The organism is Bullifex porci, assembly GCF_009695635.1.
GTDB lineage: Bacteria > Spirochaetota > Spirochaetia > Sphaerochaetales > Sphaerochaetaceae > Bullifex > Bullifex porci.
In genome coordinates this window covers 46,449-66,111 of the sequence record NZ_VUNN01000013.1, presented here as the reverse complement: position 1 = coordinate 66,111, position 19,663 = coordinate 46,449, and the positions used below count along the sequence as shown (strand labels likewise).

At 36.0% G+C, this 19,663-nt stretch carries 17 protein-coding genes; 11 read left to right on the top strand and 6 right to left on the bottom strand.

Annotated elements, in window-relative coordinates; translation table 11 throughout:
- Positions 1–161 precede the first annotated feature (161 nt).
- The 3 genes from FYJ80_RS07475 to lon form a co-directional block, all read right to left on the bottom strand.
- A complete protein-coding gene (locus FYJ80_RS07475) occupies positions 162–344 on the bottom strand; it encodes a hypothetical protein (protein ID WP_154425576.1) in 183 nt (60 codons plus the stop codon).
- Positions 345–533: 189 nt separating this feature from the next.
- Positions 534–1,766 carry a peptidase U32 family protein gene (locus FYJ80_RS07470; protein ID WP_154425575.1) on the bottom strand — a complete coding sequence of 411 codons (1,233 nt, stop codon included), beginning with the start codon at positions 1,764–1,766 and terminating at the stop codon, positions 534–536.
- Positions 1,767–1,770: 4 nt separating this feature from the next.
- Entirely contained in the window at positions 1,771–4,263 is a 2,493-nt protein-coding gene (lon, locus tag FYJ80_RS07465; protein WP_154425574.1) for an endopeptidase La, read from the bottom strand.
- A 116-nt stretch (positions 4,264–4,379) separates the two neighbouring features.
- Between lon and arcC the strand changes: the two genes are divergently transcribed.
- Complete coding sequence (gene arcC, locus FYJ80_RS07460) at positions 4,380–5,327, top strand: carbamate kinase (protein WP_154425573.1); 948 nt, start codon at positions 4,380–4,382, stop codon at positions 5,325–5,327.
- Here arcC and FYJ80_RS07455 read toward each other — a convergent pair.
- Complete coding sequence (locus FYJ80_RS07455) at positions 5,308–6,549, bottom strand: lipoprotein N-acyltransferase Lnb domain-containing protein (RefSeq protein ID WP_206361020.1); 1,242 nt, start codon at positions 6,547–6,549, stop codon at positions 5,308–5,310. The genes arcC and FYJ80_RS07455 overlap by 20 nt on opposite strands.
- Positions 6,550–6,613: 64 nt before the next feature.
- Here FYJ80_RS07455 and recO point away from each other — a divergent pair, with 64 nt between their 5' ends.
- The 10 genes from recO (at position 6,614) to FYJ80_RS07405 (ending at position 16,832) form a co-directional block, all read left to right on the top strand.
- Positions 6,614–7,369, top strand: coding sequence for a DNA repair protein RecO (recO, locus tag FYJ80_RS07450; protein ID WP_206361019.1), 756 nt, complete (start codon positions 6,614–6,616; stop codon positions 7,367–7,369).
- A gap of 3 nt (positions 7,370–7,372) precedes the next feature.
- Positions 7,373–9,508: a single-stranded-DNA-specific exonuclease RecJ gene (recJ, locus tag FYJ80_RS07445; protein WP_154425570.1), complete on the top strand. Its 2,136-nt coding sequence runs from the start codon at positions 7,373–7,375 to the stop codon at positions 9,506–9,508.
- Positions 9,509–9,723: 215 nt separating this feature from the next.
- Positions 9,724–10,611 carry an NAD(P)-dependent oxidoreductase gene (locus FYJ80_RS07440; protein ID WP_154425569.1) on the top strand — a complete coding sequence of 296 codons (888 nt, stop codon included), beginning with the start codon at positions 9,724–9,726 and terminating at the stop codon, positions 10,609–10,611.
- Complete coding sequence (serC, locus tag FYJ80_RS07435; RefSeq protein WP_235899605.1) at positions 10,611–11,690, top strand: 3-phosphoserine/phosphohydroxythreonine transaminase; 1,080 nt, start codon at positions 10,611–10,613, stop codon at positions 11,688–11,690. Before FYJ80_RS07440 ends, serC begins: the two co-directional genes overlap by 1 nt.
- A complete protein-coding gene (locus FYJ80_RS07430) occupies positions 11,687–12,142 on the top strand; it encodes an Lrp/AsnC family transcriptional regulator (RefSeq protein ID WP_154425567.1) in 456 nt (151 codons plus the stop codon). The genes serC and FYJ80_RS07430 overlap by 4 nt, the downstream gene beginning before the upstream one ends.
- Before the next feature lie 52 nt (positions 12,143–12,194).
- Positions 12,195–12,752 (top strand): NUDIX domain-containing protein, encoded by a 558-nt coding sequence (locus tag FYJ80_RS07425; protein ID WP_154425566.1) that lies wholly within the window; start codon positions 12,195–12,197, stop codon positions 12,750–12,752.
- Positions 12,753–12,782: 30 nt separating this feature from the next.
- On the top strand, positions 12,783–14,105 hold the full coding sequence (locus tag FYJ80_RS07420; RefSeq protein WP_154425565.1) for an MATE family efflux transporter: 1,323 nt from the start codon (positions 12,783–12,785) through the stop codon (positions 14,103–14,105).
- Between the two features lie 58 nt (positions 14,106–14,163).
- Positions 14,164–15,150 (top strand): dihydroorotate dehydrogenase-like protein, encoded by a 987-nt coding sequence (locus tag FYJ80_RS07415; protein WP_154425564.1) that lies wholly within the window; start codon positions 14,164–14,166, stop codon positions 15,148–15,150.
- Positions 15,147–16,277 carry a 1-acyl-sn-glycerol-3-phosphate acyltransferase gene (locus FYJ80_RS07410; protein WP_328596766.1) on the top strand — a complete coding sequence of 377 codons (1,131 nt, stop codon included), beginning with the start codon at positions 15,147–15,149 and terminating at the stop codon, positions 16,275–16,277. The genes FYJ80_RS07415 and FYJ80_RS07410 overlap by 4 nt, the downstream gene beginning before the upstream one ends.
- A complete protein-coding gene (locus FYJ80_RS07405) occupies positions 16,278–16,832 on the top strand; it encodes a hypothetical protein (RefSeq protein ID WP_154425563.1) in 555 nt (184 codons plus the stop codon).
- Here FYJ80_RS07405 and mutL read toward each other — a convergent pair.
- Positions 16,803–18,596, bottom strand: coding sequence for a DNA mismatch repair endonuclease MutL (gene mutL, locus FYJ80_RS07400; RefSeq protein ID WP_154425562.1), 1,794 nt, complete (start codon positions 18,594–18,596; stop codon positions 16,803–16,805). The two genes, FYJ80_RS07405 and mutL, sit on opposite strands and share 30 nt — an antisense overlap.
- A gap of 61 nt (positions 18,597–18,657) precedes the next feature.
- Complete coding sequence (locus tag FYJ80_RS07395; RefSeq protein WP_154425561.1) at positions 18,658–19,647, bottom strand: hypothetical protein; 990 nt, start codon at positions 19,645–19,647, stop codon at positions 18,658–18,660.
- Positions 19,648–19,663 lie beyond the last annotated feature (16 nt).

The window sequence follows — 19,663 nt, the reverse complement described above, 5'->3', positions numbered from 1 at the left end:
GGAGGTTCTCTCTGTTTTTATTTCCTTATCTTATAACAAGTTAATTATAGTATATTCCACCTAAAATGACAATAAAAAAGGACTGTGCACGAGTCCTTAATTTATTTTATTTCGTGCAACAGCCCCTCTTTAAATTTTAATCCTATTAGTTTTGGAAAATCTTATTCTTCTTCTTTTGATTTTGCTTCCTGAATTTCGCTTCGTCTTTCTTTACAAAGCTTACTTAATTCTGCGAGTGCTTTTCTAGCGCGAGTACCACTTGCCTTAATACCCTTTTCTTCAAATCTCTGAGATTCAGCAACATAGGTTTGAAACTGTTGAACCAACTGTTCGTGAATAGTCATCTACATGTTTCTCCTTTATTAAGATTAAGATTTATAATTAAATCGTATCATAAGATTTAATGTATGCAAGTAAAAAATATTATTATTCTTTAAAAAGATTTATTACAAATTTTCAAATTACGAAAATACTGAATTAAAATAATATATTATTGAAAAACCGGTGCTTTATTACACCGGCTTAGATTTACATTAATTTAAAGTCTTTATATCAGATTCACTTCTTAGGATATAGCCCTTCTTAAGAGGCTTATCTGTTATTAAATAACCCTTTTTGCCATGGTCGAGCTTAACTAATTCATGACCATCCTCATCAACAAGCTTGAAGGTATCATCCTTTATTGAGTAGATATCTGGTCCTAAATACTCAACCAGCTTATTGGTTCTTATTTGATTTTTAACATCAATTGAGTACTTGCCATTTCCAAGGTCCTCCAGAATAGTTCCAAGATACATATACTCTCTTTGATAGCCATAGCTGGTAGGGCGATTAATAGCTCCATCGTTGCTGTCACGGCCATAGAAAAAGCCTGTTGAGAATTCTCTATGAGATACATTAAAGATATCCTCTCTAAATATATCCTTATCTGGATCATTATCGAGTGCCTTTCTATATGCTCTAGTAACAACAGCTACATAGTAAATACTCTTCATCCTACCTTCAATCTTTAGTGAGGAAAGACCTGCATTTCTTAAGTCATCAAGGTGGTCTATCATACAAAGATCCTTACTAGATAGAATTGTAGTATATCCAGCTTCATCTTCCTCAATAGGGTAGTAGATTCCCTTTCTTTCTTCCTCCTCTAGTGCGTAGTGAAGCTTATAGTTCCAGCGACAAGTATGTGAGCAATCACCTTGGTTAGCGCTTCGGCCTGTCAAATATGAAGAGAGTAGACACCTACCTGAATAGCTCATACACATAGCACCATGAACAAAGGCCTCTAATTCAAGCTCTGGGACTGCATCCTTAATTCTCTTTATGTCATCTAAGGATGCCTCTCTACCTAGGATAACTCTCTCAAAGCCCATGTCATAGTACATACGTGCACTTTCACTATTGATACAGCTTGCTTGAGTTGAAAGATGAAGAGCCTTTGATGGTAGGTACTTTTTAAATAGAGGTACAAGCCCAATATCGGTGATAATAAAGGCATCAAAAGGGGAGTTCTCAAGTGTTGGAAGATATTCCTTTACTGCTTGAATTTGCTCCTCACTAAAGATGATATTCATTGTGCAATATAGCTTTTTACCGCTTTCTGCCTTTATCTTTCTTACTTCCTCTAGCTCATCTATGTCGAAGTTTCCTGCATTTTTTCTTAAAGAGTATTTACTCATACCCATATAAACTGCATCAGCACCGAAGTTAATAGCAGTTCTAAGCTTTTGAGCATTTCCAGCAGGGGATAATAACTCTATATCCTTCATTTTACTATTCCTTTTCTACAACTCTATTTGTCAACTGACATAGAAGCTCTTTAAGATACTTAGAGTCATTTTCATTCTCCTTCTCTTGCTTTAGCTTCTCTTCATCTACCTTAATATACTCCTCTTCAGACATTCTTACATGCTTATCATTTGGGAAGCTGAGCTTAAGTACTTCCTGCATATCCTTTACAGGGCAGAAGGTAATTCCACTCTTCACTTCATCTGAAAGCTTATCTAAATCATTACGATTTGCATAAGGAATAATAATTGTATCTATTCCACAGCGTTTAGCTGCTAGAATTTTCTCCTTAAGGCCTCCAATTGGCATAACCTTACCAGTTAGTGTTAATTCTCCAGTCATAGCAAGCTTCTGCTTCATAACCTGGTTAGTTAGAAGAGAGTAGAGTGCTACAGTTAGAGTAACACCTGCAGAAGGACCATCCTTAGGTGTTGCACCCTCAGGAATGTGTAAGTGTACATTGTTTCTTTCGAAGAAGGAGTAATCGATATTTCTTCTAACTGCCTCTCTCTTAAGATATGTCCAAGCAATGTTAACAGATTCCTTCATTACATCGCCAAGCTGTCCTGTGATATTTAGTTCACCCTTTCCTGGATAGTTCTCTGCTTCAATTAGTAGTGTGTCTCCACCCATACTAGTCCAAGCAAGTCCAATAGAGGTTCCAACCTTATCGGCCTTTTTAACCTCATCCTCAGAGAAAGGAGCCTTACCGAGATACTTAACAACTAACTCATCAGTTACAGTAATAGGTAACTTAAAATCTGGGTTTGTAAGAGATTCTCTAGCTATCTTTCTATTTATTTTATCTAGTGCCTTATCGAAATTTCTTACTCCTGCTTCTCTTGCATACCCTTCTGCAATTGAAAGCAGAATTGATGGAGAGTACTTTACATCCTTCTTATTTAAGCCATTTTTTTCAAGACTCTTTGGAAGTAGGTATTTCTTTCCGATATTCAGCTTTTCATTTGATGTATAACCAGATAGCTCTATAATCTCCATTCTATCAAGAAGTGGAGAAGGAATTGTCTCTAAGGTATTAGCTGTTACAATAAATAGAACCTGAGAGATATCAAAAGGAAGATCGAGATATCTATCTCTAAATTCCTTATTCTGCTCTGGATCTAAGGCCTCTAGTAGAGCTGATGCGGGGTCCCCTTGATAGCTTTCACCCATCTTATCAATTTCATCGATTAAGAATACTGGACTCTTAGTTTTGACAATCTTTAAGCCCTGAATAATCTTTCCAGGGAGTGCTCCTACATATGTTCTTCTGTGGCCTTTAATTTCAGCCTCATCCTTCATGCCACCTACACTAAAGCGATAGCATTTTTTACCGATAGCTTTAGCAATTGATAAACCAACACTAGTTTTACCAACTCCAGGAGGGCCTACTAAGCAGATAATAGCACCCTTAGTATCCTGTCTTCGCTTTCTAACAGCTAAGAATTCAAGTACGCGGTCCTTAACCTCCTCCATACCATAGTGCTCGCTATTAAGAATCTTTTCAGCCTTCTTTAAATCAAAATCCTTAAATGGCTCATCTGCCCATGGGAGAGCTGCAATTGTCTGAAGGTAGTTTAGAGACATAGAGTACTCAGGTGAGTTTGGCTCAAGAGCTGAGAAACGAGCAAATTCGTTCTCTACAGTTTCCTTTGCTTCGCCCTTTAAATTTAGTCTATCTAGATCACTTTTTAGCTTTTCAACTAAGTCACCCTTATTTTGGATGATTCCTAATTCCTTTTGAATTTGTCTTAGCTCTTCTCTTAAGAAGTAATCTCTTTGGTTCTTCTCGAGCTTTTTATTTACATGCTCCCTAATTGAGCCCTGCATCTGTATGATTCTCTTCTCCTCCTCGATGTGGAAAAGAATAGCCTCAATACGCTTTTTAACATCAAGCTCCTCAAGAATTAGCTGCTGCTTATCAGGCTCAATAGATAGAATTGAAGCCATGTAATCAGCAAACTTTGATGGATCATCAATGTTAATAAGGTTAAGCCTATTTTCCTCACTGAACATAGGCATCTTCTGATTCATAGCTTTGAGCTCTTCATTTAGAGTTCTAACCCAAGCAGTTAAACGACTTCTATTATATGGCTTATCCTGTAGATAAGTGACCTTAGCACAAAGTGCATCCTCATTATAAAAGAAAGAATCTACACGAAATCTATTTTGTGTAGAGATATAAAGATTTAGGCCCCCATCTGGTAGCTTGATAGATTTAAGGATCTTACACATTGTTCCAACTGTGTATAAGGTATCCTCTCTCTTTTGGTTATCTGAGGTATGCGCCTCCTTCTCTAGTAAGGCTCCTATCATACCGCCTGTGCTAATTGCACGAGTGACAACCTCAATATCCTTTTCTCCTGTAACAACTAGAGGACAAAAAAGTCCAGGAAATACAGGCTTAATACTTAGTGGAAGGATAAAAAGGTAGTTTGGCAGAACCTTTGGGTCCTGCAAGAATGTATCTAAATCCATAATTTCCTCTGCTCTCAAAGATATAGGAATATATGGTTTTAGACTAGATGTGATATACAAGAAATAATTGTTGCATTTTGTTGCAATAGTGATATGATAGTAGGTGTGAGGTGAATATGGATTCAAAATTAATCGTTATCGCTATTGGAGGAAACTCCTTAATTGAGGATAGTAAACACGTTACTGTATCTGCTCAATATGAAGCAGCTGCAAAAACTGCTCATCATATAGCAAGATTAGTAAAAGAGGGACATAGAGTTGTAATTGCTCATGGTAATGGCCCTCAGGTTGGATATATTTTACTTAGAGCTGAATATGCAAGAAAAATCTTACATACAGTTCCACTTGATAGCTGTGTTGCAGATACTCAGGGAGCAATTGGCTACCAGTTACAAAGAGCTCTAGACAATGAATTTGCTGCTTTAGGCCTTAAGGAAAATGTTGTAACAGTAGTTACCCAGGTTGAGGTTGATCCAAAGGATAAATCCTTTGAAAATCCAACAAAGCCTATTGGCTCCTTTATGACTCAGGAGGAAGCTTTGAGCCATAAAGAAAATGATGGCTGGGCAATTATGGAGGATGCAGGAAGAGGCTATAGAAGAGTAGTTGCATCTCCAAAGCCAAAGAGAATTGTAGAGCTCGAAACAATTAGAACCCTACTTGATAATAATATTATTGTAATTGCTGCAGGTGGCGGTGGTATTCCTGTTGTTAGAGATTCTGATGGTGCACTTCAGGGTAAGGAGGCTGTTATTGATAAGGATTTAGCAGCTGCTATCCTTGCAAAGGACCTCAATGCTGATTTATTTGTTATCTCAACAGCTGTTGAGAAGGTTTGCTTAAACTATGGAAAACCTAATCAAATGGAATTAAGTGAGATTACAGTTGCTGATTGTGATAAATACATCGCTGAAGGACACTTCGCACCAGGCTCAATGCTTCCAAAGATCCAAGCAATTAAGGACTTTGTATCAACAACTGGTAATACAGGCTTAATTACAGATCCAGCACATCTTTATGATGCTCTTTATCATGGCTCTGGTACTAAGGTCGTTTCAAAGTAAAGGCACTGAAATAGATAATTAGCATAAAGCAGATTTGTGCAAAATTATCTTGAATGAAGACACCCATGAATAAGCCCTTGAGAATTATTAATATGAGTGTCAATACAAATGATATTTTCATAACAGAGAGGCACATTGTTGCTTCTCTTTTTTTTCTAGAAAATAAAGCTCTAAGTGATGAAAATAATGCCAAAAATAGTAGTGGGTTTACATAGATAATATTTTCATTAAAGTATGTAACATCGTGATTTGAGAAGCACATCATAAAGATTAGGACACAGGAAAGAATTGTAAAGAAAAGTAATAATATTGATATAATAAATGCCCATAGTCTTCTATTTTTACTGTAAGACCAAACTAATAGTACAAAAATTATTAATGCAACCGTTGTAGCTTCTAAAACTGGATTATTATCTGAGAATGTATTTTCTTTTCCTGCATTAATTACTATTTTTTCCTCTCCTGTATACTCTTCTATAGCTTGATCTAATACATATGGAAGGAAGCATGCCTCCCACAAATTTAATTTTTTATCTATAGAAGGTCCTTGCAGGAAGTTTAACGTCCAATTAACTATAAATGATCTACCCATTAAGCTTGTTGTGTAATCACGATAGCTTTTATTTGTTTCAATGCTTTGAGCCCAAGCTTTAAATTCACCATTTGTAGAAGCATTATATATGTCTCTGATTCTTGTTGCGCAGTTATCTAAATAATGGTGGTAGAGATATGTAGTATTTTCATCTAATGAATTGTAGTTTAAGAAATCGATAATACCTCTTTTAGCTTCCCTTGGAATATCTAATTCTCTTCTAATTAGCTCTCTATTTTCCACTTCAGCTTGGACTATAGAGTACTTAGGATTAGTTACCATTAAGCTGTAATATAGGCGTCCAAATATAAAATCAAAGTAGAAGGTTGGTGAAAATGCAAAGACTCCCCAATCATAGCAACGCTCGAAGCCATATTTCTCATTAACAACTACTAAGCCAGAATGTCCAAACCAAGTATATATTTCCTTTCCAGCTGCCATTGTTTGTAGGTAAAAGTGTGTGCTATCTAGAAAATCCTCCTCTGAGCTTTCGCTTTTAGTGTAATCGAAGAGGGCAAGGTTCTTTTCGCTTTCAAATGTGTTCTCAAGTCTTGTGCCAGTTATAGAGACTGCACCGATGTTTAGCATAGCTAATAATAGAGTTGCTAATAGAAATATTTTTTTGGACATAGCAATAATATAGCATACCAAATGAAGGTTGACACTAACCATAAGAGGTTTTATTTTTTGTCTTGTGGATAGAAATGAGAAATTACTTTCCGTCGTCGTCAAAACTACAAGAATAAAAGAAAATGATAGACTTTTGACATTATTATCTCCTGATATTGGAGTTTATAATTTGACGGTATATGGTGCGCAGAAATCAAAAAAATGTGTTAAAGCCTCTCTATATACTGAGGCTGTTTTTAGTGTGTACCATAATAAGGAAAGAGCTGTAAGATCATTAGTTGATTTAGAGGTTATTTCTATTCATGAGCAGGCATCCTCATCTCTTGGCGCTATTTTTACTTCATCGTTAATGAGTGAGCTTGTAATGCTCTATAAGGGAGAAACCTTTTTACCCTTATATGAATTATTTACATCATGCTTAGATGAATTAGATGATGAAAACTATGTTACAATTGCTACTCAATTTATGATTAGATATATGAAGCTATCTGGTCTTCTTCCCGATTTTATCTACTGTCCTGTATGTGGTAGAGCCTATGATAGAGAGGAGACTCTTGGATATAATTCTTCTTTTTCTGTTCCATGTTGTAGCAATTGTGATAATATATATAGTGGATTAATACTTCCTAAAAATGCAAGAGCGTATATTAGAGATTCAGCAAATGCTCCTCTTTCTAAGGCTCTTGAGTTTGTTATTAGTCCTATGCAAGCATCTAGAATTATGAGATATATGCTGCGATATATTGGTCTTTCTTTAGGCGTAGAGCTTAAAGTCATGAAGAGCGGCTTAATAGATGCAACCTTTAATTTTGGGAATTAGTCTATGGAATATATTTTAAAAAGAGTCTCGCCAGAGGTTCCACGCCGTCTTGTCGAGAAGTACAAATGTGACCTTTTGTCTGCAACAATATTATCGAGAAGAGGTATTACAGATAGAAAGGACATTAGATATTACCTTGAGAGTAGTATCAACTATCTTCACTCTCCATTTCTTTTTGAGGATATGGATAGTGCTGTAAATAGAATTAATGAAGCTATTGAGGAGCATGAAAGAATTTGTGTCTTTGGCGATAGAGACGCAGATGGAATAACTGCAACAACTATTATTGTTCAGGAGTTACAGAGGCTGGGTGCTGATGTCTTTTATATGCTTCCTGAGGGTGATGACCCTTATGGTCTTACAAAGGATGCTGTTAAAAGGATTAGTGATGAAGGGGCAACCCTTGTTATCACAGTTGATTGCGGTATTTCCTGTATATCTGAAATTGATGAGCTAGCTAACCTTGGAATAGATACTATCGTAACTGACCACCATATCTCTGGTGACGAGCTTCCAAATGCAGTTGCTGTTATCGATCCTAAGATTCCTACTACCAAATACCCATTTGAGCACCTTGCTGGATGTGGTGTTGCTGTTAAGCTTATTTGGGCCTTAAGATTTTCTAAGACAAAATTTTATGAGTCCTCTGTTATCCTTTTACATGCACTTCCGGGACCTGGTGAAAATACAACTACTATAATTGAAGCTGTCCAGCTTGATAATTTAGTTGAAACAGGTCGTGTTATTGAGGAGGTCCCAAATGGTGTTATGGACCTTGAGCATAGTAGGGTAGTTTCATTTTTATCAAGACAAATCCCAATTTTAGTTCTCGATAAGGATATAGAGCTTAGAGCCCTCAGACAGGCATTTGGAAATAGTTTAGATATTATGCTTTATGATATTCGAAGTGACCTTGAAAGGGTAATCCCTGCTGTTTGCAATAAGAGTCTATTTGATTTATCAAAGCAAAGTAGAGCTGTAATGTATTGCGATGGGCATGAGGAGCTTGAGACGTTAATTAGCCTCTTTCAAAGTAGCTGCTACTACCAGGAGCCACTTTTAAGCAGTGAGTATGAAAGTATATTAGATATTGTTGCTTTAGGTACTATTGCTGATTTAATGCCTCTTAAGGATGAAAATAGAATTATTGTAAAGTCTGGTCTAAAAAGAATTAACCAAAAGCCAAGAGAATCGATTGTGCAGCTATTATCTGCTCAAAATCTTTTGGGCCGTCCTATTACAACTACAGAGATAGGGTGGTATGTGACACCTGTAATTAATTCCTCTGGACGTCTAGGCTGCCCTCGTATTGCAGTTGATTTACTTTTAAGTAATGACATTGGACTTTGTAGTGAGCTTACAAAGAAATTAATTGCTTTAAATAAGGAGAGACAAAAGCTTGGAGAGGAGTCCTATGAGGCAGTTAAATTAAAGGCTCAAGAGAGCTTAGAAGCCTTTGGCTCTAAGTTTATTATGGTTATGGATCCTTCTATTTCGAGAGGCTTGACTGGAAATATTGCTTCTAAGGTGCTTCGTGATTATCCTCAAGTTCCTGCTGTTATGATAATAGCAGAGGCAGAGGAGGGAAGGCTAAGTGGCTCTATGAGAAGTAGAGGCTCCTTTAACTGTAGAACCTTCCTTTCACTCTTTGAGAATATAGTAAATGATTTTGGAGGTCATAAGGCAGCTGGTGGTTTTTCTCTAGATTCAAATAGATTTGATGAGTTTAAAGCCTTTTTAGAGGAGGAGGTTCTAAAGCTCGATGAGAGTGATGAGGAAGAGGTTTTAACTGTCGATGCTTTAATTCCTCAGCAATATATGAACTCCTCATTAATAAAAATTGTTGAGCTATTTGAGCCATATGGGGAGCAGAATCTTCCTCTAAACTTTATGATTGAGCATGCAGAGATTAAGGATTGTATCTGTCTTGGAGAGAATAAGGATAAGGGAAACTTAAAGCTTACTATTAAATATGGAGACTCTCTATGGCCATGCTTATTTTGGAATAGTAAGGACGCCTTTAAGAAGAACTTCGATATTGGTGATAAAGTAAAAATGATATTCCGCTTAGGTAGAAACTACTATAGAGGAGCCTCAAATCTCCAATTAACGGTAGTATCTTTAGAAAAGGAAGAATAAGCAAAGAGCATCTCATTTTTGAGGTGCTTTTTTTAATGCGTTCTTGCTCAAGAAAAAAAAGAGTGATAAAGTTATTTCAACTTTAAGCTTTTTAGTTCTATTTGACATTATTTTAATATTGTTTATTTAAGTTTACATAATTTTATTTAAAAAAAATTGACAAATACATAAATTACCTCCATACTAAGCTTAACAAAAAGTAAAAAGGAGTTTCTATGCTAATACTCATTGCAGATGCTTTTGATAAGAGCTTACCTGGAAAGCTCGCTGTTTTTGGTGAAGTTACAGATGATATTTCACGTCTTCCTGAGGCAGATGTTGTTCTAATTAGAAGTAAGACTAAGGCTACTAAGGAATATATCGATAGTGCTAAAAATTGTAAGTTGATTATTCGTGGTGGCGTTGGAATGGATAATATCGATTTACCATATGCTAAGGAGAAGGGAATTATTGCAACCAATACTCCAAAGTCTTCAGCTCCAGCAGTTGCAGAAATGGCATTTGCTTTAATGCTCTCAACAGCTAGTAAGGTTTGCTTCTACGATAGAACTATGAAATCTGGTGAATGGGCAAAGAAGACAAAGAGAAGTGAGCTCGGTGGAAAGACTCTTGCACTTCTTGGTCTTGGTAATATTGCAAAGCGTGTTGCTACATTAGCTAATGCATTTGGCATGAAGGTTCAAGCATATGATAAGTATGTAACAGAGAGTGACCTTGCAGTTCTTAAAGCAACTCCTGAAGAGGCTGTTAAGGATGCTGATTATATCTCAATGCACCTACCATATACTCCAGAGACAGATAAGATGGTAAATGAAGAGCTTATCAACAAGATGGAGAAGAAGCCTGTAATTATTAATACTGGTAGAGGAAAGTGTGTTGATGAAGCTGCTGTTGCAGCTGCTTTAAAGGATGGAAGACTCTCATGGTTCTGTACAGATGTATATTCATCTGAGCCACCATGTGTAGCTGAAAATCCTCTATTTAGCTGTGAAAATGTAACATTTAGCCCACATGTTGGAGCAAATAGTAATGAAAACCTCTTGAGAATTGGTCAGGAAGTTTATGATACAATTGAAAAACTATTAAAGGAAGGTAAGATCTGATGAGAAAGAAGAATTATTTTGCAGGCCCATCTGTACTCCCTATTGAAGTACTTGAAGAGATGAGAGATAACATCGTTGATTATGAAGGTAATGGTCTTTCTATCATCGAAGCTAGCCACAGAGGTGGAATGTTTGAAGAGATGTATGATTCATGTCTTTCTACCTTTAGAGAGCTCTTAAATATCCCTGAGGATTATGATGTTTACTTCCTTGGTGGTGGTGCAACACTACAATTCACAATGATTCCTACTAACTTCCTTGTTAAGGGAAAGGTTGCTGATTATGCTAAGACAGGTACTTGGTCAAATAAGGCTTGTAGCGATGCTCAGAAGCTTGGAGATGTAAATGTTTTCTTTGATAATAAGGCTGAAAACTACACAACACTTCCAGACCCAAAGAGTGTTAAGCCAAGTGATAACTCAGCTTATCTATATCTTTGTGCAAATGAGACTATTGGAGGTATCGAGTGGAAGGACTTCCCAGATACAGGAGATGTTCCTCTAATTGCAGATATGTCCTCAGATATTCTCTCTCGCCCAGTAGATGTTAAGAAGTTTGGTATGATCTACGGTGGTGTTCAGAAGAACCTTGGACCAGCTGGTGCTACATTTATTATCATGAGAAAGGATATGCTTGAAAGAAGAAATCCTAACCTTACAGCTTATATGGATTATGCACTTCATGCTAAAGAAAAGGGTCTTTACAATACTCCTCCTGTATTCTCAATTTGGGGTGTAAAGCTTGTTCTTGAATGGATTAAGAGAAATGGTGGAGTTGAAGGCATGGATAAGAATGCTGACCTTAAGAGTGGTTTAATCTACAGTGTTATCGATTCCTCTGATTTCTGGAGAAGCCCTGTTGATAAGCGCTATCGCTCTAGAATGAATATCGTTTTCCGTCTACCTTCAGAGGAGCTTGAGGCTAAGTTTGTGAAGGAAGCTAGTGCTGAGGGTATGTTAGGCCTTAAGGGTCACAGATCTGTTGGCGGTTTAAGAGCTTCTCTTTACAATGCACTCCCATATGAAGATGTTGTTGCTCTTAAAGATTTCATGAAAGAATTTGAGAGAAAGAACGGATGATTAAAAAAATAGATGAGACCAATAAGATTATCATAAGAAGCTTAAAGGATGGCAGAAAGGCTTATTCTGCCATCGCTGATGAGCTAGGAATTACAGAGAATACAGTTAGAACTCGTGTTAATAAGATGATAGAGGATGGAGTTCTTCAAATTACTGGGCTAGTTAATCCAGAGTATATTCCATCCTTCCAAGTTGCTATGATGGGTATCAAAGTCAAAACACTTGATTTAGAGACAAAGGCAAAGGAGTTAACACGATTAAATGGTGTTATAAGCTGTGCTGTTGTGACTGGTCGATATGATCTTATCTTACAAATTGAATTATGCGATACAGAGGGCTTATCCTTACTTGAGTTCTTTAAAAATGAGCTTAACAAGGTAAAGGATATAACGGAGGTAGAAACCTTTATCGTATATCAATCACACAATTTAGTTGTACCTTATTTATTATAAAGGATAGCAAGGGAATTGCATTGGCTTTTCCCTTGTTTTATATTTAACGAGTATGAACGATAATAATCTTAGAGAAATAAAAATAGATGGTAGTGAGGTTTTCTCAGGAAAGCTTCTTCACGTATTTCATGACACAGTAAAGCTTCCAAATGATCATATTACTGGTCGTGATTTAATTAGACACGTTGGTGCTGTTTGTGTAGTTCCTATTACAGCAGATGGCTCTGTCATTATGGAGCGTCAATATAGATACCCAGTTGATGAGATTTTGTGGGAGATACCTGCCGGTAAGCTCGATTCAAAGTCTGAAGATAAGCTAGAGGCTGCTAAAAGAGAGCTAAGAGAGGAAACTGGATACAGCGCTGAAAAGTGGATCGATTTAGGCTTTTTATATCCAACTCCTGCTTATAGTGATGAAGCAATTAAAATATATATTGCTAAGGATTTACAAAAGGGCGAGCAGGATTTAGATGACGATGAGTTTATTAATGTTGAGTTAATTAAGCTTGATAAGCTTGTTGATATGGTAATGGCTGGTGAGATAGCAGATGCTAAGACACAGCTTGCAATTCTAAAAGCAGATAAATACTTAAAAAATCATCTTGATTAATCCTTAATTTTTTCAAAGAATCTCTTAATTATGAATGAAGAGCGTCTTGGAAATGAAAATATTTTAAAGCTTGTGGTTAGAATGGCTCTTCCTGCTATGCTAACCATGGCTTTTCAAGCCTTATATAATGCCTTTGATAGTCTATTTATAGCTCGATATTCGAGCCATGCCTTTGCATCAATTTCAATTACCCAGCCAGTTATTAATATTTCACTTGCAATTAGTGCGGGCTTAGGAGCCGGAATGGCTGGCTGTATTTCTCGTTATCTAGGACAAAGGAATAAAAAGAGTGCAGAGGATGGTTTTAAAACAGCACTGTTATCAGCTCTTTCGATTGCAATATTAATTGCCTTACTATCACTGCTATTTTCAAATTCATTTGTAGCATCCTTTACAAGTGATGCTTTAGCTATAGAGCTTGGTTCAAGCTATTTAAAAATAATTTCAATTTGCTTTCCATTTGTATTTATATCTACGATTATAGCCGCTCTATTTAATTCTCACTCTCTATCGCTTTATGCAATGCTAATACAATCCTCAGGTGCGGTGTTAAATATTATCCTGGACCCTATATTTATTTTTTATTTTGATTTAGGTGCTAATGGAGCAGCTATCGCAACAGCTCTTGGGTACGTATTTTCATTTATATTTGGCTTAATACTATATAAACGAAGGAGTATCTTAAGCCTAAAGGGAGCTTTTTCCTTTGATGTGCTAAAGAGTATTACAAATATTGCACTTCCATCTATGATGGTTAGTGCTGCAGGCTCTATAGTTGGCTTAATTTATAATCGTCTGATACTATCCTATGGCCTTGATGAAATGGCAGTTTATTCGATGTATTTAAAGCTTGAATCCTTTATGTTCTTAGCATCATCTGGTATTTCATCTGCTTTAGTTGTTATCGTAGCTTACAACTATGGTGCTAGATATTTTAAGAGAGTTAAGATAGCTTATTTTACTTCTATGCTACTTTCCTTAGCTATTATGCTATTAGGCTTTGCTTTCTTCCAAATATTTACAAAGCAATTAGTAATGCTTTTTACAGCTGATGATAAGCTATTAGATATGGGACTAAGAGCCTTTAAGAAGCTTTCCTATTGCTTTCTACTTACAAGCTTTAATATTTCTACCTCTGGACTTTTGCAGGGCTTAGGGAAGGGAGAGAGAAGCTTAATATTAACTATGACTAGATTTTTCCTTCTACTAATACCTCTTTCAATAGTATTGAATTATTTCTTTGGCTTAGATGGACTTTACTTAAGCTATTTTGCTTCAGATGTTCTAGTATTACCGTTAATTGTTATAATTTATAAAATAACTATTAAAGAGTGCTTAAAAACTAAAGAGTAAATTATTCTAATTGTACAGATTTGTATGTTATAATCCTATTTTGAAGGAGTTTTTTTACATGGCAGATTTATCTACTTCATATCTAGGACTTAAACTAAGAAACCCAATTATTATTGCTTCTGGCCCAAAAACAGGTAACATTGAAAGCTTAAAAAAGTGTGAACAAAATGGTGCTGGTGCCGTTGTATTAAAATCAATATTCGAAGAGCAAATAGAAACAGAAGTTGGAAAGCAGCTTGTAGAGCATTCAGAGTATCTAGAGCACTCAGATTTCTCAGAGTACTTTGAGAATGTCTCTAAGGATTACTATCTAGAAAAATATTTACAGCTATTAAAGGATGCAAAAAGGGAGCTATCAATTCCTGTAATTGCTTCAATAAACTGTTCTGACCTTTCTACCTGGGAGGATTATATCTCATCCTTTGAGAAGGCTGGTGCTGATGCTATCGAGCTTAACTACTATCCTATTGCACAGGATAAGAAGGTTAGTGGAGAAAGTGTTGATAAGGCACTATTTAAATTTGCTAAGAGAATGAGAAAGAGTACTACTCTTCCTGTATCTATTAAGCTTGGTGATAACTATTCCTCTATTGCAAATATTATTAGTGAGCTCGATAAGATAGGTATTAATGGACTTGTTCTATTTAATAGATTCTTCCGTCCTGATATCAATATTGAAACAGAAACAATGACACACCTTGGAGGTATTTCAAGCTTTAATGAATATGCTTCAACCCTACGTTGGATTGCTTTAATGAGTGCTGAAGTTAAGTGCTCTCTTGCTGCTAATAGAGGTATCCACGATGCTAATACTGTAATTAAGATGCTCTTAGCTGGTGCAGCTGCTTGTCAGATTTGTACTATCTATCTTAAGGATGAGAGTATCGTTAAGACTATGTGTGATGAATTGAACGCATGGATGGAAAAGAAGAACTATAAATCTATTTCTGATTTCCAGGGTAAGATGGCTCAGGAGAATATTGCTAACGGCTCTGCTTGGGAGAGGACCCAATATATGAAGACCCTCATTGGCGGTGATAAGTGAGTTTCGATAGAGAACAATATAAGGATATTGCTCCATATGTTGGTAAGGATGTAGATGAGGCTATAGTAAGACTTTCTCAGCATCCAGAGTTTTTATATGCCTTTGCAGCTTCGCTCTTTAAGGGTGATGGCCCTGAAGTAGATGAAAAGAGAAAGCAATTTGTAAAATATGTTTTATCTCTATTAAAGAATGTTCACTCATATGATGATTTTCAGCATGTAATTACCTCTGGCTTATTCTTAAAGAATGTTATTTCTAACACCATGGAGAGCTTTACTGTTTCAGGTGTTGAAAAGATTAAGAATGATAAGAGCTATCTTTTTATCTCTAATCATAGAGATATCGTATTAGATTGTGCTCTATTAGATTATGCTCTATTTGAGAAGGAAAAGCCTCTTTGTGAGATGGCTATTGGTGATAACCTTTTAAAGAGCCAGCTAATTCTAGATATCTTTAAGCTTAATGGTGCAATCATTGTAAAAAGAGATCTATCTGTAAGAGAAAAATATATCGAAACAGTTAGACTCTCAGAGTACTTTTACAATACTATCCAGGGTGGAAAGAATATTTGGCTTGCACAGAAGAGTGGTAGAAGTAAGGATGGTATCGATGTTACTCATCCTGCAATTATTAAGATGCTCTACCTAGGTCCTAAAAAGGATAAGCTCTCATTTAGTGATGTAATTAAAAACTATCATATTGTACCTGTTTCTATTAGCTATGAAATGGATCCTAATGCAATAAATAAGGCAAGAGAGGAGATTAAGACTAAGGAAGATGGTGAATACAATAAAAAGCCTTTAGAGGATGTAATCTCAATGGTAAAGGGAATTCGTGAATGGAAGGGTAGAGTAAATCTTACCTTCGGTGATGAATTAACAGATACCTACCAAACTCCAGAGGAGGTTGCAGCTGAGGTTGATAGACAGATTCATGCAAATTACACTCTATGGCCAAATAACTGGTTCTCTTATGACTATTTAAATAATAGTAATGAGAATAGTGATAAGTATGAAGGCTTTGATAAGGATAGCTTCTTAGCTGGATTTTCACACCTTACTCCAGAGGTAAGAGATTTCGTACTTAATTCTTTTGCAAATCCTGTTAGATCCTTTCTTGGAGAATAGATGATAGCAAAGCTTGCTGTAATCCTATTATTAGCACTATCCCTCTTTTCCTGTGAAAAAGAGGGATTTAGTGTAGATACAGCAAAGCTTATTCATGAAGCTGTTTATAGTGATGGCGAAAAGATAGAAGAGAAGGTTAAGTTTTCTTCTATCCTATCCTCCGACGGGAAATATGAGTTAACTCTTACAGATCCATCAAATTCAATTAGCTTTACATCATCTCTTTCTAAGGAAGGAGAGTACTATCGTTCTGAGGAGCTTAAAATTACAGCCTATAGCACCTTCTTAAAGGGAGAATACTCATATACAATAATTAAAGATGATGGCACAGAGTTTTCTGGTGTTGTAAGCCTCGATTATGATGAAACCTATCCTCTTAGCTATAATGATGATGTTGATTATCTAGAAGCTTATTTAGATGGTGCTCTTATCGCTGAAACAGATGGTAGTAGCTATCCTCCATATAGTGATAAATTAATACTTTATAAGGAGGATAGCAGAAATAATAGAATTTCTTCTATTATCTCACTTAGTTCTTCCGACCATCTTCCTTAATTCATTTTCATCAAGCACTATTATAAAGGTTCTGCCATGAGGACATGCAGGATCCTCTAGCTCAAATACTTTCTCAAGTAGAGCCTGAGCACTAAATCTGTCGATATCATCCCCAGCCTTTATAGCTGCTTTACATGCAATAATTGCATATAGTGCTGCTTCAATTTCACTATCACTTCCAATTTTTGTTTTAATAAGCTCTGCAACCTCTTTTTCATATGGGCGAGCTAATGCAGGGAGTGCAGATAGTAGCCAAAGCTTATCATCCTTTCTTGATAGTGCTATACCAAACTGAGTATATACATCGCTATGCTCACTTAAGAATTCATCTATATCACTTTCGACTTCAAACTCATAAGGTATTAATAGCTTTTGAACACCCTTTTGCTTTCTTAGCTCATCAAAAATTACTCTTTCATGGGCAGCATGCTGGTCTACAAGATATAGCTTATTATCATATTCACAAATTAGAAATAGCTTAAAGGCTTGACCGATATATCTAATTTCTTTTTTTACAGAGCTATCCCAAAGCTCCTCCTTTGGAGTTGCTTTAGCTTCAAGCTGCTTATTAATAGATGGAAGGTTCTTAGCTTTCTCTAACCAAGAGTTATCCTTTGGCTTATCTATGTAGCTCTTTGAAGGTGAGTAAACATCCTCATAGCTTTGATTTTTTATTTCATTAGATACAGCCTTTTCATATAAAAATTCTTTATCCTCAAATAAAACCTTTTTACTTGCAGCTGGCTGTAGCTCCATTTGTTCATCTGCAGATACAATTGTAGGAATTGATTTAGGAAGCTTTTCGTGGATAAGAGATGAGATTGCATGGTGTATTTCAGCTCTATTACGAATCTTTACTTCCTTTTTAGCTGGGTGAATATTAAAGTCTACAAGCTCTGGATCTTCATCAACAAATACTACTGTATATGGAAATGCTCCACCTGGTAGAGCTTCTCCATAACCATATGATACCGCTTGGCAAAGTGAGTACTCATCTACAGCACGAGAGTTAACATATATTTTAATTCCGGAGCGATCACTTCTGTGTAGTGATGGAAGACTTGCTACTATTCGTATTTTATATATTGAGTTTTCACTCTCTAAGAAAACAAAATCAGAACGCATTAGCTTTTGGTCAATCGTTAAGATATCGAGTACTCTATCCATTAATGTATTTCTTTTTGGTAAATCGAGCTTTAAGGCTCCATCCTGATAGTATTTAAAGTGGATATTTTCAAAGGCCATTGCCTTTGAAATAAATGTGTTTTTAATGAGCTGAGCCTCACTAGCTTCTCTCTTTAAAAAAGATCTTCTTACAGGTAGGTTTTTAAAAAGCTCCTCACTAGTTATTCTAGTTCCTCTTTCACACCCTCCCTTAGTTAGCTCACCATCTGTTGTGCAATCTGCTGTGTAGGTCCATCCATTAGAGGAAATAGAGAGCTTAGAAACAGAGCTAATAGAGTATAAGGCTTCACCTCTAAAGCCCATTGTATTGAGGTGATATAAATCATCAAGCTGTGAGATTTTGCTTGTTGCATGAGGCTGAGTAGTAAGTGGTAAATCATCCTTTTCAATGCCGCAGCCATCATCGATTACAGAAAGAGACTCAATTCCACCACCTCTGACATCAACACTAATTTCAGAGGCTTTAGCATCTATTGAGTTATCTATTAATTCTCTTGCTATTGCTGCTGGACGGTCAATAACCTCTCCTGCAGCTATTCTAGCAGCTACTAAACGATCTAGTACTTTAATCTTTGCCATAGGAATATGATAGCACAGAAAGTGAAAAAAAATCCTCTTCAATTTGAAGAGGAAGAATTTGTTAATCAATAGATGTTACTGTTGCTTTACCCTTTACTGTGAAAATTGGTTTATCTGGGATATTTGCAACTACCTTTGTCTCAACTACAGCTGGCTGCTGAGGAGCTCCAGGAACCTTCTCAAGGTGTGTTATATTTGTACTTACTGTTGGCGTATCAGGTCTATAGAAGGACTTAACATATAGAAGTAGCTCTTTTGCAAGCTCATCTGTTAGCTTTGAATAATCACTTTCAGTTAGAGGTGAAGAGTATTTTAGATATACACTATCTTGAGTTGTTCTATAGGTAAACATAGCTCTGATTTCAGGAGCCTTAGTCTCTAGATTAGCTAGGAAGGTTGTAATTAGACTCTTTCTTAAGGTCTCTGGAATAGTAATTAATATACCTTGAGTATCAGCATGAAGATTAATTTCAACATCCTTAAATCTAATTGCTTTAATGTATTCTTGAGAATTTCTTAACTCATACATCAAAGGAGAGTAGGATGCTGTGATGATATCAACAGAGGTAAATGCTGGAACATCACCATTTAAATCTCTTAATGCATCATAGAGAGTAATCTTTTTATCTGAAAGGTTAGAAATTGAATCTTCAGTCTCTGTATATACAATTTCTGCAGATGAATATGGTGTTAAACTATATTTAGCTGTTGTTGTATAAACAGTAACATTCTTATTTTTGGCACTTATTATTATTGATCCATCAAGAAGATAGAATTCAGGACTCTCTATTCCCAATAAAACCATAAGTGTATTAGGCTTTAAAGTTATTTCTGCAAACTCTGAGAAAAATGAAGCTTCATGATTATCTGTACTAATTATATATCCTGATGAGTACATTTGAGTTAATGCATCTACTCTTTTACCATTAGGATCATATAGCTTAATTGAATCGTAATCACCAGAGCTAAAGAAAAATGGAGTTGCAGCAAAAAGAGTCGTTGATAGGGCGACTATCATTACTATTGCAAGTGTAAGTTTTTTGATTCTCATATGATATCTATCTCCA